The sequence below is a fragment of the Nonomuraea sp. NPDC001636 genome (genome assembly GCF_040298265.1).
Taxonomy (GTDB): domain Bacteria; phylum Actinomycetota; class Actinomycetes; order Streptosporangiales; family Streptosporangiaceae; genus Nonomuraea.
Genome location: NZ_JBEOZT010000009.1, coordinates 156,264 through 178,641, shown reverse-complemented (window position 1 = coordinate 178,641; position 22,378 = coordinate 156,264). Strand labels below are relative to the sequence as shown.

Below are 22,378 nucleotides of genomic sequence, written 5' to 3'. Positions count from 1 at the left end.
GCCGTTCGCGAAGGAGAACCCGTGACCGCAGCAGATCCGCCCGACGTTCCTCGTGCACTCTCCCGCCGTGCCGTCCTCGCGGGCGCGGGTCTCGGCACGGCCGCCGCCGTGCTCGGGCTCCCCGGGCCGGCGAGCGCCGCCGTGCCGCCCGTGCCGCTGGGGGCGCTGCTCGGCACCAACCACGCCGCCGGGGCCGGTCCCGGCATCGGCGCCCTGGCCGGGATGTCGTGGGATCGCGCCGACGTCCTGTGGGCCGCCGTCGAACCGACCCAGGGGACCTACGACGACACCGCCGTCCACGCCTTCGGCGCCCGGTTCGCCGCCGCCGCGCCGAACGGCGTCACCCTGCTCCCGGTCCTGGCCTACTCCGCCCCGTGGGCCGCCCGGACGACCGCGTACGGCTGGACGCACTGGGACGTGCGGTACGAGGTCGGCGCCGCCCAGGCGAACACCGGCGCGGGCTGGTCGCGCCGGGTGACCAGGACCCGGATCAGCACCGGCGAGGTCCTCCAGGACGAGGTCGTCGCGCTGCCCAAGGACAGGACGCCGCCGGCGGACCCGGCGAGGTGGAGCGCGTTCGTCGAGCACGTCGTGGGGATCCTGCGCGGCACCTACGGGGTCGAGTACTTCCAGGTGTGGAACGAGGCGTACTGGTCGGCGGGATTCTGGTACGGCAGCCCGTACGAGTACGTCGACCAGATCCACAAGCCCGCCTCGGCGGTGATCCGCGGCCACGGCGGCAAGGTCGTCTACGGCGGCTGGCCCTCGGTGGCGGCGATCGCCCGCTTCACCGCCCTGCTGACCGAGACGAGCGCCTGGTCCAGCATCGACGTGCTCGACGTGCACTACTACAAGCCGTCCGACCTGGAGTCGCTGCGGGTCGCCTGCGTGGCCGCGCTGGGGACGTCGCTGCCGATCTGGCAGACCGAGATCGGCTACTCGGCCAGCCCCGCGGCGGCCGCCCTGGTGTACCCGGGACTGCTGCACTGGGCGATCACCCGCGGCCTCGCGCAGCGGCCGGACGGCTTCAAGCTGCTCTGGTACGCCTGGCAGGCGCCCGCCTCGGCGTCCGCCGCCGACGCCGGCCGCTACCTGCGCAAGGCCGACGGGACGCCGACCTCCCACGGCGTCTGCCTCGCCACCGTCGCCGACCTCTTCGACGGCGTGGTGCCCGAGACCTACGACACCCACACCAACGACGCCGGGCTCACGACGGCCCGGGACTGGGCCGCCGGTTCCGTCGAGGGGTTCCTGGTCGGCGGCAGCAGGATCGTCATCGCCGTCCACACCCCGGCCGGCTGGGCGGGCACGCAGGTGACCTTCACCCTGGCCGCGCCGCCGTCCACCGCCGTCGCGGCCCGCGTGGACCTGACCGGTCAGCGCACGCCGCTGGCCCTCACCGGCGGCAAGGTCACCGTGCCGCTGGCCGACGCGCCGGGGTCGGCCGCCGCCGCCTGCAACGCCGCGTCCAGCATCCGCACCTGCTATCTCGAGGTCTCCTTGTGACAATCTCCCGCCGTACCTTCCTGCGCGGCGTCGGCGTCTCCGCCACCGCCGCCGTGCTCCCCGCCGTCACCGCCCAGTGGGCGGCCGCAGATCCGCGCTCCGCCCTGCTGACCCGCGAACAGCTGACGGCGCTGCTCGGACGGGGCGCGCACCTCCCGCTCGTGAGGCTCGCCGCGCCGGGGGACCTCGGCGGCGCGTTCGGCGCCCGCCTGCCGGGCCGCGACGACCAGGTGTCCGTCAAGGGGTGGGCCGGCGCGGACGACCTGTCGGCCGACCTCGCGCTCGGCTACGACGCCGAACGGCTGTACGTCGCCGCGACGGTGACCGACGACGTCCACCACCCGATCGGCGGCACCAACCAGTGGCAGGGCGACGGGCTCCAGATCGCCTTCGGCGACAGCGGCGGCGGATACGGCCCGGAGTACGGCCTCGCGCTGCTCGACGGCGGCCCCGAGGTCTACCGGTTCAGCGACGGCCCGGTCACCTCGCCGGTCGGCGACGTCACCCTGACCGCCCGGCGCGAGGGGACGAAGACGCACTACCTGGCGGCGTTCCCGTGGGCCTCGACCGGTGTCGACGCCCCCGCTCCGGGCGGCTCGGTGCTGTTCAACGCGATCGTCAACGACAACGACGGCGCGAACCGGCGGGGCTGGATCCAGTGGCGTCCCGGCATCGCCACCGGCAAGTCCGCGCAGGAGTTCGTCCGGCTGGCGGCCCTGCCCGAGTCGGGCGCCTGCCAGGCCTGGATCACCCTCGACGCGGACGAGGTCGAGGCCGGGTCCACGATCGAGGCGGCGATCTACGTCCTGAACTGGGACGACGCCGACCGCCGCGTCGAGGTGACCGGCCCGGACGGCGCCGCGACCCCCGCCACGATCCCGGCTCGCACCACCCTGCGGCTCACGATCCCGATCACCGCGACGACCGCGGGCGAGCTCGCGATCACCGCCTCGGTCAAGGACCTGACCGGCGGCGCGACCACCGAGCTGGCGGCGACCGGCCGGGTGACGATGTCGGCGGAGGCGATCGCGCGGGACCTCGCCGCGATCGCCGCGTCCGTCACGACGGCCGGGGACCTGCTGGCACAGTGCGAGGACCGGGGGATCCCCACCCACTACGAACGCGTCGACGCGACCACCTTGGAGAAGTTCACCGGCTACACCCGCGACGACGTCACGGCAGGTCAGAGGTGGCGCGCCACCTACAACACGGTCACCATGACGGCGATGGCCGGCCACCTCCTCACCCGCCTGCGCTCCCTGGCCGCCGGGCAGGCGCGGGGGACGCGGGTGCCGCGCTACGTCACCGGGCCGATCGGCCGCGACGACTGGATGTTCACCGGCACGGTATCCGACGGCACGACGACCAGGAAGGGCCGCCCGGTCGTGTTCAGCGGCCCGATGGGATGGGCCGAGGTGGTCGCCGACATCCCCAGGCTGGCCGATCTCGGCTTCAACGCCTGCGCCCTGGAGATGGGGCCGCAGAGCGCGATCGTCCCGCCGGACGCGATCCCGGGCTGGGGCACGACGGGCGTCGGCGACGCGGCGGTGACCTTCGCCCGTGACCCGTCGGTCGCGCACGGCTCCGCCGCGTCCCTGCGGGTGTCGTTCGCCGGTCCGAGGCGGCCGGACAACTACCGCCAGCTCTCCCAGCTGCTGACCGTGGAGCCCGGGGCCGCCTACCGGGTCCGCGCGTGGATCAAGGGGCAGGACGTCGCCCTTCGCGCGGTGTCGATCCCCACCGCCACCTGGGCCACCCGCTTCTATCCGCCGGAGGGCACCTACGACTGGCGGCAGGTCGAGTTCACGCTCACCCCCGGCAACGTGTCGTCCTACCGCTTCTCGATCATCTGCGAGGGCCAGGTAGGGGCGCTGTGGATCGACGACCTGACCATCACGCGCGCCGACGGGACGGGTCCGGGGAACATCGCGGGCAACGGGGGGTTCGACGAAGCGGTGACGGTCGCGGCGAGCGGCGAGTACGCGGTGTCGCCGTACGAGATCGACCGGGGCCCGGTCCGCTGGCTCGCGGCGGCGGCCGAGGCGAACGTCGCCCTGAGCCTGCTGCTGGCGCCGCAGTACTTCCCGGCCTTCCTGACGGCCAGGCACCCCGAGCTCAAGCTGGCCGAGGGGTACGACGTCCACCACCCGCTGGCGCGGGAGGTGATCGAGGCGTTCCTGCGTGCGATCGTCCCCAGGATCGCGACGTCACCGGCGCTGCACAGCCTGATCCTCAGCAACGAGCCCCGCTACGTCGACACGGCGAGCCCGTCGACCAGACGCGGCTGGGCGCGCTTCCTCACCGCGGAGTACCGCGACATCGCCGAGCTCAACAAGGTGTACGGCACCGCGCACCGGACCTTCGACGAGGTGCCCGCCCCCGGCGTGCGGGCGGTCGAGCCGACCGTGCGGTGTCACGACTGGATCACCTTCAACACCAGGGCCTTCGCCGCGTGGCACGCGTGGATGGCCGGGGTGGTCCACGACCTCGCCCCGGACGTCCCGGTGCACTCCAAGATGGTGGGCAGCACCCTGAAGGACCGCAACTACCTGCTGTGGGGCCCCGATCCCGAGCAGTGGGCCACCTTCTCCCAGCTGTCGGGCAACGACGCGTCGAACTACCCGGGACAGGGCGCCGACGGCTTCCTGGGCAAGTTCGCGTTCTACGACCTCCAGGCCGGCATCGCGCGGACCCCGGTGTTCGACTCCGAGGACCACGTGATCCCCGACCGCAGCACGTCGTACTCGAAGGTGGAGGCCGCCCATGTCGCGGCGGACCTGTGGCAGGGCGCCCTGCACGGCCGTTCCGCCACCGCCTTCTGGGTGTGGGCGCGGACCACCGAGACGGCGTCCACGCTGGCGGGCAGCATGCTGCACCGGCCGGACGTGATCGCCGCGGCCGGCCGGACCAGCCTGGACCTGAACCGGTTCGCCGCCGAGGTGGCCCTGCTGCAGGGCGCCGGGGCCGGTGTCGGCATCCTGTACTCGCGCACCTCGTCGGTGTACTCCGCGCAGCACCTGGCCGCGGTGCGCGAGGTGTACAAGGCCCTGACCATGAACGGCGTCCCCGTGCACTTCGTCACCGAGTCCGGCCTGGCCGGGCGGCAGGCCGCCGAGGGGGTGAAGACGGTGATCGCGCCCGGGGTGACGCATCTGCCGTCCGCCTGCCTGCCAGGGCTGCGGGACCTGGCAGGCAAGGCCCGGCTCGTCGTCGCGGGCGCCGACGCCCTGACGCGCGACGAGCGGGACCAGGCCCATCCGGCCGGTGAGCGCGCGCAGGTGCTCGGGAAGGCGACCGTCCTGCGGTCCGACGGCCCGGCCGGCATCGGGGCCGCCGTCCTCGGTCTGGCACGGCGGCTCCGGCTCGACGTGGTGACGCTGGAGCGTACGTCCGGCGGCCCGCCCGCCGACGTCGAGTGGCGGCCGGTGCACGACGGCGGGCGCTGGCTGGTCGGCGTGACGAACTACGGCAGGCGGCCGGAAGTGGTGACGATCAGGCTGCACGGCCGCGCGCCGCGCGACCTCCAGGACCTGCTCACCGGGGAACGACTCGACCGGTCGAGGACGGAGCTGGCCCCGCTGACGCCGCGCCTTCTGACGCTCCGGTAAGGCGTCTTTTTATTCCACCCATCGGACTAAAGGAAACCCAACGTGTTGTGGACCGTGAAGTCGCCCGAGGGCGCGGTCGAGCTCGACGTCTCACTGGACGACCGGGGCCGGCTCTTCTACGACGTGCGGCGGCGCGGCGTCGTGCTCCTCCGGCAGTCCAGGCTCGGCGTCGAGCGGCGGGACGCGTCGTTCCACGACGGGCTCACCCTGGTCGCCGAACCCGTGGCCGAGGTGCGGGAGGACGGTCACGCCGCGGCGCACGGCAAGCGCGCCGTGCTGCGCGAGCGGTCCACGGCGGCGACGCTGTCGGTGCGCGGACGCAACGGCGCGCGCCTCGACCTCGACGTCCGCGTCCTGGACGACGCCGTCGCGTTCCGCTACCGCTTCCCCGAGGGCTCCGGCACGGCCACGGTCACCAGGGAGCTGACGACCTTCGCGTTCGCGGCGGAAGGGCGGGCCTGGGCGCAGCCGACCTCGCCCTCCGACGGCGGCGGCCCCGCCCACGAGAACCTCTACACCGACGGCGTGCCCATCGGCACCCCGACCGGCGCGCGCTCGTACGACCTGCCGGCCACGTTCGAGGTGAACGGGCAGTGGCTGCTCGTCTCCGAGGCCGGGCTGGACGAGACCTTCCACGGCACCCGGCTGGCCCCCGTCCCGGCCGGCCGGGAGTACGGCGTGCTGGGCCCCGACCCGGACGAGGGACTCGGGCACGGCGACGCCCTGGCCACCTCGGCGTTGCCGTGGACGCTCCCGTGGCGGTTCGTCGCGATCGCGGACAGCGCGGCCGGGCTGATCGGGTCCACGACCGTGTGGCACCTGGCCGAGCCCGCCGCGATCACCGACACCACGTGGATCAGGCCGGGACGCGTGTCGTGGAGCTGGTGGTCGGAGAACGCCAGCCCGCGCGACCTGGCCGCGCTGCGGCGCTTCGTGGACCTGGCGGGCGAGATGGGCTGGGAGTACTCGCTCGTCGACGCGAACTGGACGGTCCACGCCGAGCACGAGATCCGCGACCTGGTCCGCTACGCCGCCGAACGGGACGTGCGCCTGTTCCTCTGGTACAACTCCGCCGGGCCGAACAACGACTCGACCGAGGGGCCGCGCGACCTCATGCACCTGCCCGAGACGCGTCGGGCGGAGCTGGCCAGGATCGCGGGCTGGGGGATCGCCGGGATCAAGGTCGACTTCTTCCACTCCGACAAGCAGGCCGGGATCGCGCACTACCTCGGCATCCTGCGGGACGCGGCCGAGGCGCGGCTGATGGTCAACTTCCACGGGAGCACCATCCCGCGCGGCTGGGAGCGGACGTGGCCGCACCTGATGACGCTGGAGGCCGTACGCGGGGCCGAGTGGTACCTGTTCGGGCCGGAGTTCGCGGAGGAGGCCGTGTGGCACAACACCGTGCTGCCGTTCACCCGCAACGTGATCGGCCCGATGGACTACACGCCGGTGACCTTCGGCGACGCGCTGCGGCCCCGCAGGACCACGGCGGCCCACGAGCTGGCGCTCGCGGTGGTCTACGAGTCGGGGCTGCTGCACTTCGCGGACTCGCCCGAGTCCTACCGGGCGCAGCCGGCGGAGGTGCGCGAGGTGCTGCGGGCCGTGCCGGCCGCCTGGGACGACACGGTCGGGCTGGCGGGGGAGCCGGGCGACCACGTCGTGCTGGCCCGCCGTACGGGAGGGACCTGGTGGCTGGCGGGCATCAACGGCCCGGTCGCGCGCCCGGCGGCCACCCTCGGCCTCGGGCGCCTCGGGCGCCTCGGGCCGCTGAGCGGCGCCTGGCGCCTGGTCGGCGACGGCGCGGACCGCGACGCGGTGGCGGTCTCCGACGTGGCGGCGGGCGAGGCGTTCCAGGTCCCCGCCATGCCCCCGGGCGGCGGCTTCGTCGCCCGCCTGCTTCCGCGGTAAGGGCCGGGGCGGACGATAAGCGCCCGCCTGCTTCCCGGGCGGACCCAGGGGCGGACCCAGGGGCGGACCTAGGGGCGGGCCGAGAAGCGTTCGTCGAGGATCAGGCAGGCGGCGCCGATCGCGGCCACGTCGGCGCCCAGCGCGGTCCCCGCGACGCCGAGGTCGTGGATCTCGCGCATCACGAACCGCTCGGCCACCGCCGACCTGAGCAGCGGCAGGTAGTGGTGCGCGGCCGGCGCCCACGCGGGCCCGCCGCACACCACGAGCTCGGTGTCGAGCAGGTTGCCGATGGTGAGGATCGCGCGGGCGAGCCGCCGCCCGGACCGGCGCAGGATCTCCACCGCCCGCGCGTCGCCGTCGTCGGCCGCCCGGCACAGCGCGCCGAGCCGCCTGACCGCCTGGACGAGCTGACCGTCCTCCGGCGTGGCGGGCAGCACGCCCGCCGCGACGGCCTCCTGGATGAGGAACAGCGGCGAGCAGGCGGTGCCCAGGCAGCCGCGCTGCCCGCACTCGCAGGGCGGCCCGTCGGCGTCGACGATCAGGTGCCCGATGTCGCCGGCGTTGCTGGACCGGCCGCGTACCACGATGTCGCCGCTGACCAGCCCCACCCCGACGCCGGTGCCCAGGTAGAGGAAGACGAAGTCGCTGTTGCCGGTCGCGCCGCCGGCCCAGCGCTCGGCCACCGCGGCGGCGGTGACGTCCTTGTCGAGCACGATGGGCAGCCCGGTGGCCTGGTGCAGCCGGTCGACGAGCTCGACGCGGTGCCAGCCGGGCAGGTGCGGCGGGTCGACCATGGCCCCGCCCGCGATGTCGAGGGGGCCGGGCGCCGCGATGCCGAGGCCGAGCACCCGGTCGCGCTCGACGCCGGATCCGGCGAGCAGGACGTCGAGGGCCGAGGCCATGCCGGTCATGATGGCGTCGGCGTCCTGGGGGCTGGCGGTCTGCCTGCTGAAGTGGGCCACGAGGTTGCCGCCGAGGTCGAGCAGCACGTACGTGATCGTGGCCGGGTCGATGTGCACGCCGAGCGCGTAGCGGCTGGCAGGGACCAGCTCAAGGGTGCGGCGGGGCCGGCCGAACCCGGTCGTGGACGTGCCGGTCTCCGCGATGAGCCCCTGGTCGAGCAGCCGCTGGCAGACGTCCGACACGGTCTGCGCGGCCAGGCCCGTCTCGACGACCAGCTCCGCGCGCGAGCTTCCGGTCCGCGCGCGCCTGATCGCGTCGAGGACGACCGAGTCGTTGAAGTCCGCGACGTGTTCGAGATTGGAGCCGCGCCGTAGCCCCGAGGATCGGGCCGGCGGCCCGCCCTCGCGCCTGGCTGCCTTCCCGACCGTGGTCGACTCCCGCCTGGCTGCTGCCACTGGTCCCCGTTCCCCTCGCCGTCGTCGCGCTCTGCGCCTACCTTAGCCAACCCGTCGTTGACTTATTCAAGACGTCGGAAATATTGTAGATCCGCGTTGCTCGATTCGACCAAGAAAGTCGGCAATCATGATGCAGATCGCACACACCGCCGATGTCACCGTGGTCGGCGGCGGCCTGGCCGGTGTCACGGCCGCCGTGAGCGCCGCCCGCAACGGCGCGAAAGTGGCCCTGATCAACAACAGGGGAGTGCTGGGCGGCAACTCCAGCAGCGAGATCCGGGTGTGGGTGGTGGGCGCCACCGCGCACGGCGCGCAGAAGTTCGCCCGCGAGACCGGCCTGATGGGCGAGCTGTTCGCGGAGAACCAGTGGCGCAACCCGGAGGGCAACCCGATCCTGTGGGACCACGTCGTGCTCGACCTGGTACGCGCCGAGCCGAACATCACCCTCTTCCTCAACACCGAGGTCCGCGAGGTCGAGGCGGACGGCGAGGAGGAGGACCGGGTGATCCGCTCGGTCACCGGCTGGCAGTCCGGCTCGGAGAAGCTGATCACGTTCGAGTCGCCGATCTTCCTCGACTGCACGGGGGACGGCCTGGTCGGCCTGCTCGCCGGCGCCAGGTTCGCCACCGGCAGGGAGGACCGCGGCGCGTACGGCGAGGAGTGGGCCCCCGAGGTCGCCGACGACAACATGCTCGGCAGCACGATCCTCTTCTACACCAAGGACACCGGCCGCCCGGTCCGTTTCGTCCCGCCGGGCATCACCAAGGACGTCGAGGCGTTCGACCTGCCGCTGCGCCGCCACATCGACCCCGGCATGAACGGCTGCGACTACTGGTGGATCGAGTGGGGCGGCGAGCTCGACGCGGTGGCCGACAACGAGCGCATCCGCGACGAGCTGTGGGGCATCGTCTTCGGCATCTGGCACCACATCAAGAACTCCGGCCGCTTCGAGGCCGACAACCTGACGCTGGAGTGGGTGGGCAGCCTGCCGGGCAAGCGCGAGTACCGCCGCTTCCTCGGCGACCACGTCCTGACCCAGCAGGACATCGTCGGCCAGACCCGCTTCCCCGACGCGGTCGGCTTCGGCGGCTGGTCCATCGACCTGCACCCGCCGGGCGGCATCTACGCCGCCGACAGCCCCTCCAAGCACCTGTTCGGCCCCGGCCTGTACGACATCCCGTTCCGCTGCCTGTACTCCGCCAACGTCCGCAACCTGATGCTGGCGGGCCGCGACATCTCGGCCAGCCACGTCGCCTTCGGCAGCACCCGCGTGATGGCGACCTGCGCCGTCGTGGGGGAGGCCGCGGGCGCGGGGGCCGCGCTCGCCGTGCGCAGGGGCGTGACGCCGCGCGAGATCGCGACCTCGCACCTGGGCGAGCTGCAGTCGATGCTCCTGCGGCAGGACGCCTCCCTGCTCGGCGTGCCCTGGCAGGACCCGTCCGACCTGGCGCTCAAGGCCACGGTGACGGCGTCGTCCACGCTCACCCGCCTGGCGGGCGGCGGAGGCGGCGAGCCGGAACCGCTGCCGATCGGCGAGGCCGACTTCGGGCTGCTGCTGCCCGCCGACCTGCGGATCGACGTCGTGCGGATCGGCGTCGACGCCGCCCGCGCCACCACCGCGACGGTCGAGCTGTGGGGCACGGGCGGCGGGCTGAACCACATCCCCGTGGAACCGCTCGCCCGGCGCGAGGTCCGGGTGGAGGCCGGGCGCGGCCGCCTGGAGGTCCGCTTCGACGACGTGCCCTTCGACGTGCCCTTCGACGGCGGCGAGGTGGTCGTGGTCGTCCGGCGGAACGCCGACCTCGCCGTCCTGGTCGGCGCGGGCCGCCCGCCGTACGGCGTCCTCGGGCTGCTCAGCAGGGAACCGGCGCTCGACACCGGCAAGCCGCAGAGCAACGCGTGGTCGGCCGTCGAGCTGCGCAGGCGCACGCCGTGGTTCGAGGTCGAGCCCGCCACCGCCGCCTACCGGCCCGAGCAGGTCGCGGGCGGGCTGGCCAGGCCCTACGACGGGCCCAACCTGTGGGTCTCAGAAGGCGGCGGCGAGCAGCACGTCGAGCTGCGCTGGAGCGAGGAGCGGGCGATCGGCCGGGTGGAGCTGATCTTCAACGACGACGTCGACGAGGACCTGGTCAACCTGCATCACCATCGCACGCCGTACCTGGTCATGCCGGAACTGGTGAAGGACTACCGGATCGAGGTGGCGCGTACGGGCGGCTGGGAGACGGCCGTGTCCGTCACCGGCAACCGCGTGCGCCGCCGGGTCCATGTGCTTGACCCCGCCACGCGGGCGGGCGCCCTGCGGGTCGTCGTCACGGCGACCAACGGCGACGAGCGAGCCATGATCGTCGCCGTGCGGGTCTTCGAAACCTGACTTTGGAGAGAGTGCATCGTGCATGACAACCGTTCGATCGTCGAGGGACGGCTGGCGCGTTTCGTCCAGCAGTTCCTGCCCGGAGCCCTCTACCGGGAACGACGGCCCCTCACGGTGGAGGCGTGGAACGCGCCGGGCGAGCCGGTGCCCGCACAGGCGGCGTTCGCGGCCGGATACCAGCCGGTCACGCTGCCGCACCGGTGGGGCGACCCGTGGGGCACGACCTGGTTCCACGTGACCGGCCGGACGCCGGAGGTGATCCCCCCGGGCACCCGGCTGGAGATCGTCGTCGACCTGGGCTTCTCCGGGCCGCGTCCCGGGTTCCAGGCCGAAGGGCTCGGCTACCTGCCCGACGGCACGCTCATCAAGGCCGTGGCGCCGCGCAGCTCCCACCTGCCGTGGGACCCGGCCGAGCCGTACGTCGACCTGTACGTCGAGGCGGCGGCGAACCCGGAACTCGCCGGCGAGAACACCTACGAGCCGACGACGCTGGGCGACCGGGCGACGGCGGGCGGCGGGCCGCTGTACACGGCCAGGGCGTTCGACGTGGCGCTGCTGGACATCGGGGTGTGGGAGCTGGCGCAGGACATCTGGACGCTGGACGGGCTGATGCGCGAGCTGAGCCCCGACTCGGCGCGCCGGTGGGAGATCCTGCGGGCGCTGGAGCGGATGCTCGACGCCGTCGACCCCGCCGCCGTGTCGGCGACCGCGGCGGCGGGACGCGCGGCGCTGGCCGGCGTGCTGGCCAGCCCGGCCGCGGCCAGCAGCCACCGGATCGTCGCCGTCGGGCACGCCCACATCGACACGGCCTGGCTGTGGCCGGTGCGCGAGACGATCCGCAAGTGCGCGCGCACGTTCGCCAGCGCGGTGACGCTCATGGACGAGCACCCCGAGTACCGCTTCGCCTGCTCCTCCGCCCAGCAGCTGGCCTGGGTGAAGCAGCACTACCCGGCGCTGTTCGAGCGCATCAGGAAGAAGGTGGCCGCCGGGCAGTTCATCCCGGTCGGCGGCATGTGGGTCGAACCCGACATCAACATGCCCGGCGGCGAGTCGCTGGCCCGCCAGTTCCTGTACGGCAAGCAGTTCTTCCTGAAGGAGTTCGGCGTGGACACGCTGGAGGCCTGGGTGCCGGACACCTTCGGCTACTCGGCCGCGCTGCCGCAGATCATCGCCGCCTCGGGCAGCCGCTGGTTCCTGACGCAGAAGATCTCCTGGAACCAGGTCAACCAGATCCCGCACAGCACCTTCCTGTGGGAGGGCATCGACGGCACCCGGATCTTCACCCACTTCCCGCCCGCCGACACCTACATCTCCGAGCTGTCCGGCGCCGAGCTCGCCCACGCCGCGCGCAGCTACAAGGAGAAGGGCGTGGCCGGGACCTCGCTCGTGCCGTTCGGCTGGGGCGACGGCGGCGGCGGCCCGACCCGCGAGATGCTCGCCGCCGCCGAGCGGCTCAGGTCACTGGAAGGCTCGCCGGTGGTGACGATCGACTCGCCCCAGGCCTTCTTCGAACGCGCCGAGGCCGAGTACGAGAACCCGCCGGTGTGGTCGGGCGAGCTCTATCTCGAACTGCACCGCGGGACCCTGACCAGCCAGCACCTGACCAAGCAGGGCAACCGGCGCAACGAGCACCTGCTGCGCGAGGCCGAGCTGTGGGCCGCGACCGCCGCGGTCCGGGAGGGCGCCGCCTACCCCTACGACGAGCTGACCGAGAGCTGGCACACCGTGCTGCTGCAGCAGTTCCACGACGTGCTGCCCGGCACCTCGATCGCCTGGGTGCACGACGAGGTCGAGCAGAACAACGCCGGCCTGCTGGAGCGGCTGGACCGGGTGATCGACGAGAGCGTCCGCGTCCTCGTCGGCGACGGCGACCTGGAGCTCGCCACGGACGGGCTCGGCATCCGCGAGCGCCCCACGCACCCGGCGGGCGTCTCCCTCACCGAGGAGGACGCCGGGTTCGTGCTCGACAACGGGCTCGTCCGGGCGGTGATCGACCGCCGGGGCCACCTGGTGTCGCTGCGCGACGCCGAAACCGGCCGGGAGGCGATCGCGCCGGGGGCGGCGGGCCACCGCCTGGTGCTGCACCGCGACATCCCCAACGAGTGGGACGCCTGGGACATCGACGAGCACTACCGGCGCGTCGCCCGCGACGTCGACGAGGTCGAGAGCCTGGAGACCGGCGACGGGGAGGTCGTCGTCACCCGCCGCTTCGGCGACTCGGCGATCAGGCAGACGCTGCGGCTGCTTCCCGGATCGGCCGCGCTCGACCTGGTCGCCGAGGTCGACTGGCACGAGCGCCACGCCCTGCTCAAGCTCGTCTTCCCGCTGGACGTGCACGCCGACAGGTTCGCCGCCGAGACCCAGTTCGGCCACGTGTACCGGCCCACGCACACCAACACCTCCTGGGACGCCGCCCGTTTCGAGGTGTGCGCGCACCGCTGGATCCACGTCGGCGAACCCGGGTACGGGGTGGCCGTCGCCAACGAGTCGACGTACGGGCACGACGTGGTGCGGGACACCCGCCAGGACGGCGGCACGACCACGACCGTCGGCCTGTCCATGTTGCGCGGGCCGATGTTCCCCGATCCCGGTTCCGACCTGGGCAGGCACACGCTCGCCTACTCGATCAGGCCGAACGCCGGCATCCGCGAGGCCGTCGCCGAGGGGTACCGCGCGAACGTGCCGGCGCGTGCCGTGCGCGGGGGGCGGCAGGTCGAGCCGCTGGTGCGGGTCTCGCACCCGGCGGTGATCGTGGAGGCGGTCAAGCTCGCCGAGGACCGCAGCGGCGACGTGATCGTGCGCCTGTACGAGTCGGAGGGGACCAGGGCGCCCGTGCGCGTCGAGGGCGTCGGGGACGCCCGCTTCGTGGACCTGGTCGAACGCGACGTCGAGCCGCCCGCGGGCGCGGAGTTCGAGCCGGGGGCCGTGTCGCTGACGCTGCGCCCGTTCCAGCTGGTCACGCTGCGCTTCACAGCAGCTGGTCGATGAACTCCAGCAGGGTGGCGAGGTCGCCGGCCGCCTGACCGCCCGCGGTGGTGCGGCCGACGACGAGCTTCGGCGCGAAGTCGGCCGCCGTGCCCGGCGCGATCAGGTGCCGCGCCGCCGCGTCGCCGAGCGCGGGCAGGTTGGGGTCGATGGTCGTCAGGAACCCCGATCTGCGCTGCGGCGGGTCCATCGAGAAGTGGTCGTGGCCGACCAGCGCCACGTCCTCGGGGATGCGCAGGCCGTGGGCGCGCAGGCCGACGTAGGCGCCGTAGGCGATGAAGTCGTTGGCGCAGAAGATGGCGTCGACCTCGGTGCCCGCCTCGATCAGCCGGTTGACGGCCTGCAGGCCCCACGCCTTGGACCAGTCGCCGACGATGGGCTCCACCGCGTGCCCGGCGGCGGCCAGGGTCTCCACGAACCCGCGGGTGCGCAGCTCGGCGCCCCGCTCGCTGCCCTCGCCGATGTGCGCGATCTTCGTCCTGCCGAGCGACAGCAGGTGCTCGGCGGCGATCCGCCCCGCGCCGTGGTCGTCGGGCAGGAACGAGACGTCGGCCGGATTGTCGGACTCGCAGAAGGCGTAGGCGACGGGGCACGACAGCCGGTCGGACACGGACGGGTAGAGGCCCGCCGGCCCCGACCCGATGACCAGCACGGCGTCGACGTGACGCGCTTCGAGCGCCCGGACGAACTGGGCACGCCGCTGGTCGCTCTCGGCGGCGTCGCACACGAGCGTGGCCAGCCCGGCCGCGGCCAGCCTGCGTTCCGCGCCGCGCAGCACCATGCTGCTGAAGATCTCCGAGGCGTCCTCGATGATGATCCCGACCAGCTCGCTCCGCCCTCTTGCGAAGGACTTGGCCAGGGCGTTGGGCCGGAAGTCGAGGCGTTCCACGGCGTCGTGGATGCGCCTGCGGGTCTCCTCGGAGGCGCGTCCGGTGTTGTTGAGCACCTTCGACACCAGCGACACCGAGACGCCGGCGGCCGCGGCGACGTCCGCGAGGGTAGCGGCCTTGCGCGCCATCAGTTCCTGTCCTCCCGGTGACAACAGGTTACATCCACGTTTCTCCGGACTCTTGACAAAGTAGCAGGATCAGCACGACCATGGCGATGGTCAACCGGTTGACCATCGCCACGAAATCCGCCGGCACGCCACTGCTGCCCGCGTGAGCCCCCAGCGGTCACGACACCGCCCGAGCTCGATCGCCACCATGCCCGCAAAGAGGGATTCGTCATGCTTTATCACAAAAACTGGCGGCTCGCCGGTATCGCGATGACCGGAATCATAGCTCTCACCGCGTGTTCGTCCGGAAGTCCCGAGGCCGGGGCGGACCCGGACGCCAAGGTGACGATCCACGTCGGCAACATGCCCACCAAGGACAACGCCGACAATCTCGCTCTGTTCACCAAGCAGGTCACGGCCTTCCAGAAGCTCCACCCGAACGTCACCGTGGTGGGCGAGGAGACCAAGTTCGACCCGCAGACGTTCGCCGCCCTCGTCGCCGGCGGCTCGATGCCCACCACGATGCAGGTGCCGTACACCAACATCCAGCAGCTCGCCCTCAACGGCCAGGTACGCGACATCACCGACCTGGTCAAGGGCGACGCGGTGCTCTCCAAGCTCAACCCGGCCGTCGCCAAGCAGACGCAGAACGCGGAAGGCCACACCTTCGGCGTCGTCTCGGCCGCGTACACGATGGCCTTCATCTACAACCGGGCGCTGTACGAGAAGGCGGGCCTCGACCCCGACACCCCGCCGAAGACCTGGGACGAGGTGCGCGCCAACGCCAAGGCGATCAGCAGGTCGAGCGACGCGGCCGGTTTCACGATCGCGACGACGACCAACTCCGGCGGCTGGATCCTCACCACGATGGCCTACGCCAACGGCAGCACGATCCAGCGGCGCCAGGGCGACACCGTCACGTCCACGATCGACGCGGCCGGCGTGCGGGGCGCGCTGACGTTCCTGCACGACGTCCGGTGGACCGACCAGGCCGCGGGCAAGAACTTCCTGCTGAGCCAGGACGACATGCGCAACTCCATCGCCGCCGGGCGGATCGGGCAGACCGTCCTCGGCGCCGACCTCTACCGCGACCTCGTCGGCAACCGCGACATGCCCGGCGACGACCTGGGCATCGCGCCGCTCCCGCAGTCGGCCGCCGGTATCGGCACGCTGGGCGGCGGCGACATCGCCGTCGTCAGCCCCAAGGCCGCCCCGAGCGAGGCGGCCGCCGCCCTGGAGTGGGTGAAGTTCCGGTACCTGAACCGCTTCCTCGACCAGCAGGCCGCCGTCGAGTGGGCCGAGACGTCCAAGGCGGGCGGCCTGCCCGTGGGCGCGCCCGAGGTGCCGCTGTTCTCACCGGAGATCTACGACCGCTACCTGAGCTGGGTCTCCGGCTACGTCAACGTCAAGCGGGACAACTACCGGGCCTACTTCGACAGCCTGGGCGAACTGCCCATCCTCGGCGAGCCGCCCGTGGCCGCGCAGGAGACGTACGCGCTCCTCGACGCCGTCACCCAGCAGGTCCTCACCAAGCAGGACGCCGACATCCCGGCGGCGCTCACCCGGGCCCGGACGGACGCGCAGGCGCTGATCGATGCCGCCGCTCAGTAGGTGGGCCCAGCGCGGCGGCCTCGGGAACCTCCTGTTCACCGCGCCCATGCTCATCGTGTTCGGGCTGTTCTCGTGGTGGCCGATCCTGCGCAGCCTGGTCCTCAGCTTCCAGCGCACCAACCTGGTCACCGACCCCACCTGGGTCGGGCTGCGCAACTTCAGCAGGGTGCTCGCCGACCCGCTGCTCGCCACCGCCGCCTGGAACACCGTCTGGTTCACCGCGCTGGCCCTGGTCGTCGGCTTCCCCGTGCCGGTGCTGCTCGCCGTGTTCATCGGAGAGCTGCGCCGGACCAGGACGATCGCCAGCGTGCTCGTCTACGTGCCGATCATCATCCCGCCGGTCGTGGCGGTGCTGCTGTGGAAGCAGCTGTACGACCCGAGCGAGCACGGCCTGCTCAACACCGTGGCCGGCTGGGCCGGGCTGGGACCGTTCCCCTGGCTGCAGAGCGCCGAGACGGCGATGCCCAGCATCGTCGTCCAGGCGACCTGGGCGGGCTTCGGCACGACGACCATCATCTACGTCGCCGCGCTGATGTCGGTGCCGCCCGAGCTCTACGAGGCGGCCGAGCTCGACGGCGCCGGGGTGCTGCGCCGGGTGTGGCACATCACGCTGCCGCAGCTGCGCCCGGTCCTTCTGCTCATGCTGATCCTCCAGGTCATCGGCACCTTCCAGGTGTTCACCGAGCCCTACGTCATGACCGGCGGCGGGCCCGACAACAGCACGGTGACGCTGCTCATGCTGATCTTCAAGTACGCCTTCGTCGCCGGCGACTTCGGCAAGGCGACGGCCCTGAGCCTGATGCTCGCCGTCTTCCTCACCGCCCTGTCCGCGGTGTACCTGCGCGCGACGAGGGGGTGGAAGCACGCATGAACGAGCGTGGCATCCTGTCCGGCGGCGAACGACGCAGGCCGGCGACCCGGGTGGTGTTCACCGGGCTGATCGTCGCCGTGCTCGCCTGCCTCGCGATCGTCGCGGCCGGGCCGATCCTGTGGCTGGCCAAGTCGGCGGTGTCGACCTCGCAGGACATCCTGCGCGACCCGTTCGGCTGGTGGCCGAGCGGCATCCGGTGGGACAACCTGGCCAGGGCGTGGAACGGCATGGACATCGGCCGGGCCCTGGCCAACACGGTCTGGATCGCGGCCGGCAACTGGTTCTTCGGCCTGCTGGTCGCCCTGACCGGCGGCTACTCCCTCGCCATCCTGCGGCCGAGGTACGCCGGGGTCGTCTCGGCCGCGGTGATGGCCACCCTGTTCATCCCGGGGGTCGTCTCCCTGGTGTCGCTGTACCTGACCGTGATCGACGTGCCGGGCGTCGGGGCCAACCTGATCGACAGCTACTGGGCCGTGTGGCTGCCCGCCGCCGCGCACGCCTTCAACGTGCTGCTGGTGAAGAACTTCTTCGCCGAGCTGCCGAAGGAGGTCTTCGAGGCGGCCAAGGTCGACGGCGCCAACTCCTTCGAGGTGTTCCGGCGCATCGTACTGCCGATGTCGCGGCCGATCATCGCCGTCGTCTCGCTGCTCACGCTGGTGTCGGCCTGGAAGGAGTTCCTGTGGCCGCTCCTCGTGCTGCCCTCGCCCGATCTGCAGCCGCTGTCCGTCGTCCTCTACAAGATCTCGGCCACCGCGGAGACCAGCACGCTCATCGCCGCCATGTTCATCGCCGTGATCCTGCCGCTGGTCTTCTTCCTGCTGTTCCAGAAGCAGTTCCTCCGAAGCGCCGGCCGCGCCGGCGCCGTCAAGGGGTGACCCGATGAAAACACTGTCCGCGCTCCTCCTCGTCACCACCGCGTTAGCCGCCCCGAAACTCCCGTACTCCAACACCTTCGACCCGTGGGCCATCAGCAGGAGCGGCTCGGCCGAGGTCGCCTTCACCGCCACCGCGCAGGGCCGCACCGGGTCGGCGGTGCGCATCGTCAACCAGACGCCGAGCAGCCCGAACACCTACGGGCAGCTCGCCCAGACCGTGCCGGTCAAGCCGGGCACGCTCTACCGGTTCACCGCCTGGGTCGCCTCCGAAGGGCTGTCGAAGGCGGCCGCGCTGCAGGCGGTGCTGAGCCCGGACAGCACCCAGCGCTTCAACTTCCCGATGGGCGCCTACGACTGGCGCCAGGTCTCCTGGACCTACACCACCCAGGCCGCCCAGACCAGCTTCTCCCTGCGCATCGTCTCCCAGGACGTGACCCCCGGCGTACGGCTGGACGACCTGACCATGACCGAGGACGGCGGCGGCCGGAACCTGCTGGCCAACCCCGGCTTCGAGGAACACTCCACCTACTTCGGGGTCATGAACGACTCCCTGCTCTTCGACCCCGGCAAGGCCGCCCTGGAACTGTTCACCGACGCCCAGGACCCGGCCCCCGCCCCCTGGGCCGTGCAGGACGCCCGGGGGACGCAGGTCGCGACCGGCACGGCCGCCTTCACCGGCGGGAACAGCGTCGTGGACCTGGCCTCGCTGCCCAACGGCTTCTACACCTTCACCTCCGGCACGCTGAGCACGAGCTTCGGCATCGTGCCGCCGATGCCCGCCGAGGCGGCCGCCTCGCCGTTCGGGGTCGGCCTGCACGGGTACGAGCAGGAGCTCATCGACGGCATCGCGCGCATCGGCTACACCCACTCACGCAACGACGTGGGCTGGTCGGCGGTCGAGAAGCAGGCGGGCGTCTACACCTTCGACCGCTACGACGCCGGATTCGCCGCCCTGCACGCCGCCGGGATCGAGCCGCTGCCGATCGCGGCCTACCGCAACCCGCTCTACGACGGCAACCGCACGCCCAGCTCGCCCGAGGGCCTGGCCGCCTACGGACGTTTCACGGCCGCCGTCAACCAGCACTTCGCGAGCCACACCCGGGCGACCGAGGTCTACAACGAGTTCAACATCAACTTCAACGACGGCCTGTGCGGCCGGACCCCCGCCTGCTACGCGCAGCTCCTCCAGGCCGCCGCCGACGCCAAGCCGCAAGGAGCCCGCCTGGTGGGCCCGGCGATCTCCGGCGCCTCGGCCGACTACGTGCGCCAGGTGCTCGAACAGGGCGGTGCGCAGGCGCTGGACGCGGTGTCCGTCCACCCCTACCGCCACCCCACGCCGCCCGAGGGCATGGACACGCAGATGGCGTCGCTGAGCGGGACCATCGACGCCGCCGCCGGCCGCCCGCTCCCGCTGTGGCTGACCGAGTACGGCTGGCCGACCCACACCGCGGGTGGCACGACCGACGCCATGCAGGCCGACTACCTGGTCCGCTCGGCGGTGCTCTCCCTGGCCGGCGGCGCCGACCGCCTCTACTGGTACGACGCCCGCGACGACGGCACCGATCCCGGCAACCAGGAGCACAACTTCGGCGTCTTCGAGGTCCGGCGCGCGACGGCCCGCCACGCCGCCGAGCCCAAGCCGGCCGCGGTCGCGCAGGCGGTGATGGCGGCCGAACTCGCCGGACGCACGATCACCCGGCGGGACACGCTGGACGCGGCCACGTACTCCTTCCCCTTCAGGAGCACCGCGGGCGACCTCGTCCGCGTCATGTGGGCCTCGGACGGCCCGCGGACCGTGACGCTGCGCACCGCCCAGCCGCTCACCCTCACCGACCAGTACGGCGTGCCCGCCACGCTGAGCCCGCACGCCGGGGCGGTCCAGGTGACCCTGACCGAGCACCCGGTCTACGTCAGGGGCCAGGTCGACTCCCTCGCCCTCGACCCCGCGCCCGCGATCACGCTGAAGACGTCGCCGACCGTCGCCGACGGCGAGGGCATCGAGGTGCGCGCGGTCGTCGACCGCACCGGCCGCAACTGCCGCGCCGTCCCCGCCAAGGTGACGATCACCCTGGACGGGCGGCGCCGCGACGTCAAGGTCAAGGGCTGCGGCACCGCCGAGACCGTCTTCGACCTCCCGGCCCCCCCGGGCGGCAAGGCGAGCTGGGTCACCGGCTGGGCCGCGACCGGGACCGAGAAGGTGGCACGACTCGCGACGCCGACGATCAGGGTCACCACCCCCGTGGTCGCCGCCGTCGGGGTCGACCTCGTCCGCGACGGCGGCTACCGGGCGCAGGCGTCCGTCTCCCTGTCCAACACCTCCCGCAGCACCCCGGTGACGCTCGACGGCATCACCTGGACGCTCGGCAAGGAGTCGGGCACGATCGCCGACACCACCACCCTGCAGCCCGGCAAGCAGGTCTCGCACGCCGTCCCGCTCCCGTCGCTGCGCGTGTGGGAGCAGGGCTACCTCGACGTGTCCGTCAGGCTGCGCGACCGTCCCGCGCTCCAGCTGCGGCAGTCCGTCGGCGCGGGACCGATCGAGCCCGACACGGCCACCACGGTCGCGCCGATCGACCTGGCGGCCGACGCGACCTGGTTCCGCTACACCGCCGACTGGGGCGGCGCCGCCGACCTCGGCGGTCCCGTCCGGATCACGCAGACGGCGACGGGGCTGCGCCTCCAGGCCACGGTCCAGGACGACGTGTTCACCCAGAAGAACCCGGCGGGCAACCTGTACAACGGCGACTCCATCCAGCTCTCCCTGTCGCCCGCGCTCCCCGGCGCCTCCACCGAACGCACCGAGATCGGCCTGGCGCTGACGCCCGGCGGGCCGGCCGCCTACACCTTCGCCGCCTTCGGCGTCGCGATCACCGGCCCGACCCCGACGGAACGGCTCGCGGTGACCAGGACCGGCGCCACCACCGCCTACGACGTCGTCCTGCCCTGGCAGAGCCTGGGGCTCAACGGCCCTCCGGCCGGCGTGTTCGCGCTGTCCCTGCTGGTCAACGACGACGACGGCCCCGGCAGGAAGGGGTATCTGGAGTGGTCGTCCGGCATCGGCCACAGCAAGGACACCGGCCGGCACTTCCCCGTACGACTCACCAGCGGCCTCCAGGGGGCGTCCGGCTCCTGAGGGCTCCACGCGGGCCGGGGGCGACGACGAAGTGATCGATCACTTCGTCGTCGCCCGGTGAGCGGGCGACCGGCTAGGCTGTGACGCGCAGCGCGAGGAGAGGGGGCCCTTGGACGAGGCTGAGACGCCGCGCCTCACGATCCACGAGGTGGCCCGGCGCGCGGGCGTGTCGCACCAGACGGTCTCCCGGTACTTCAGGAAGAACGAGACCCTGAGACCGGCGACCCGCGCCAGGATCGACCTGGTCGTCCAGGAGCTCAACTACCGGCCGAACCTCGTCGCGCGTTCCATGCGCACGCGGCACACGAACCGGCTGGCGGTCACCCTGCCCGCCTCCGACTACCTGTGGCCGGCGCGCATGCTCCGCGCCGCCGCGGCCGCGGCGCACGCCGAGGGCTTCCAGCTGGAGGTGCTCAGCGTCGAGGGAGATCCGCCGGCCAGGGCGCAGCGGGTGCTGGAGCTGGCCGGTTCCGGGCAGGTCGAGGGCGTCCTGTCGCTGACGCCGCTGGAGATCGACCCGGCCGCCGCGCCGGTGCCGATCGTCGTCACGGGCGACTACGACGACCACCTGCGCGGCACGAACGAGCTGGCCGACGCCTCCCCGGTCGAGGAGATCATCGACTGTCTCGCCTCGCTCGGCCACCGGGTCTTCTTCCACATCGCGGGCGCGCAGAGCTGGGCCTCGGCCCGCAACCGCAGGCTCGTCTTCGAGCAGACGATCGCGCGCCGCGGGCTCGTCTCCTACGGCGTCGCGCTCGGCGACTGGAGCTCCCGGTCCGGTTACGACGCCGTTCGCGGTCTGCCCGACGGCTGTGGCGTGACCGCCATCGTGGCCGTGAACGACCACGTGGCGATGGGGGCCGTACGCGCGGCGCTGGCACGGGGCTGGCGGATCCCGGGCGACGTCAGCGTGTTCGGCTGGGACGACGAGGAACTGGGGCGGTTCGCCACCCCCTCGCTGTCCACCGTGGCGGTGGACCGGGAGGTGCAGGGGCGGGAGGCGATGGCCCGGCTCATCGCGGCGGTGCGCGGCGAGCCCGCGCCGCCTCCGCCCGACCGGTCGATCAACCGGGTCATCGTCCGCGAGACGGCCGGTCCGGCGCCCGCCTGAGCACCGGCCCGCACGTCGGCGCCGATCCAGCCACCGAACCC

Annotated in this window: 12 protein-coding genes; 10 read left to right on the top strand and 2 right to left on the bottom strand. The window is 72.7% G+C overall.

Annotation, left to right across the window (positions count from 1 at the left end; all coding sequences use genetic code 11):
• Window positions 1-21 precede the first annotated feature (21 nt).
• The 3 genes from ABT158_RS19510 to ABT158_RS19500 are packed head-to-tail and all read left to right on the top strand — an operon-like array spanning window position 22 to window position 7,025.
• The gene (locus ABT158_RS19510; RefSeq protein WP_352355125.1) at window positions 22-1,506 is read left to right on the top strand and encodes a twin-arginine translocation signal domain-containing protein; all 1,485 of its coding nucleotides are present in this window, start codon (window positions 22-24) and stop codon (window positions 1,504-1,506) included.
• A complete protein-coding gene (locus ABT158_RS19505; protein WP_352355123.1) occupies window positions 1,503-5,114 on the top strand; it encodes a beta-galactosidase in 3,612 nt (1,203 codons plus the stop codon). Before ABT158_RS19510 ends, ABT158_RS19505 begins: the two co-directional genes overlap by 4 nt.
• 42 nt (window positions 5,115-5,156) lie before the next feature.
• Window positions 5,157-7,025 carry a glycoside hydrolase family 97 protein gene (locus ABT158_RS19500; RefSeq protein WP_352355121.1) on the top strand — a complete coding sequence of 623 codons (1,869 nt, stop codon included), beginning with the start codon at window positions 5,157-5,159 and terminating at the stop codon, window positions 7,023-7,025.
• A 68-nt stretch (window positions 7,026-7,093) separates the two neighbouring features.
• Here ABT158_RS19500 and ABT158_RS19495 read toward each other — a convergent pair whose 3' ends face one another.
• On the bottom strand, window positions 7,094-8,383 hold the full coding sequence (locus tag ABT158_RS19495; RefSeq protein ID WP_352355119.1) for an ROK family transcriptional regulator: 1,290 nt from the start codon (window positions 8,381-8,383) through the stop codon (window positions 7,094-7,096).
• Window positions 8,384-8,510: 127 nt separating this feature from the next.
• On the opposite strand from ABT158_RS19495, the gene ABT158_RS19490 reads away from it, so the two are divergent.
• Window positions 8,511-10,754: an FAD-dependent oxidoreductase gene (locus tag ABT158_RS19490; protein ID WP_352355117.1), complete on the top strand. Its 2,244-nt coding sequence runs from the start codon at window positions 8,511-8,513 to the stop codon at window positions 10,752-10,754.
• An 18-nt stretch (window positions 10,755-10,772) separates the two neighbouring features.
• On the top strand, window positions 10,773-13,742 hold the full coding sequence (locus ABT158_RS19485) for an alpha-mannosidase (RefSeq protein WP_352355115.1): 2,970 nt from the start codon (window positions 10,773-10,775) through the stop codon (window positions 13,740-13,742).
• Here the strand turns inward: ABT158_RS19485 and ABT158_RS19480 are convergent.
• The gene (locus ABT158_RS19480) at window positions 13,723-14,757 is read right to left on the bottom strand and encodes a LacI family DNA-binding transcriptional regulator (RefSeq protein WP_352355113.1); all 1,035 of its coding nucleotides are present in this window, start codon (window positions 14,755-14,757) and stop codon (window positions 13,723-13,725) included. The genes ABT158_RS19485 and ABT158_RS19480 overlap by 20 nt on opposite strands.
• A 210-nt stretch (window positions 14,758-14,967) precedes the next feature.
• On the opposite strand from ABT158_RS19480, the gene ABT158_RS19475 reads away from it, so the two are divergent.
• The 5 genes from ABT158_RS19475 (at window position 14,968) to ABT158_RS19455 (ending at window position 22,337) form a co-directional block, all read left to right on the top strand.
• Entirely contained in the window at window positions 14,968-16,347 is a 1,380-nt protein-coding gene (locus ABT158_RS19475) for an ABC transporter substrate-binding protein (protein WP_352355111.1), read from the top strand.
• On the top strand, window positions 16,331-17,218 hold the full coding sequence (locus ABT158_RS19470; protein WP_352355109.1) for a carbohydrate ABC transporter permease: 888 nt from the start codon (window positions 16,331-16,333) through the stop codon (window positions 17,216-17,218). The genes ABT158_RS19475 and ABT158_RS19470 overlap by 17 nt, the downstream gene beginning before the upstream one ends.
• Window positions 17,215-18,093 carry a carbohydrate ABC transporter permease gene (locus tag ABT158_RS19465; RefSeq protein WP_352355107.1) on the top strand — a complete coding sequence of 293 codons (879 nt, stop codon included), beginning with the start codon at window positions 17,215-17,217 and terminating at the stop codon, window positions 18,091-18,093. Before ABT158_RS19470 ends, ABT158_RS19465 begins: the two co-directional genes overlap by 4 nt.
• A 4-nt stretch (window positions 18,094-18,097) precedes the next feature.
• Window positions 18,098-21,226 (top strand): glycosyl hydrolase, encoded by a 3,129-nt coding sequence (locus ABT158_RS19460; protein ID WP_352355105.1) that lies wholly within the window; start codon window positions 18,098-18,100, stop codon window positions 21,224-21,226.
• Window positions 21,227-21,335: 109 nt separating this feature from the next.
• On the top strand, window positions 21,336-22,337 hold the full coding sequence (locus tag ABT158_RS19455) for a LacI family DNA-binding transcriptional regulator (RefSeq protein WP_352355103.1): 1,002 nt from the start codon (window positions 21,336-21,338) through the stop codon (window positions 22,335-22,337).
• Window positions 22,338-22,378: the final 41 nt, after the last annotated feature.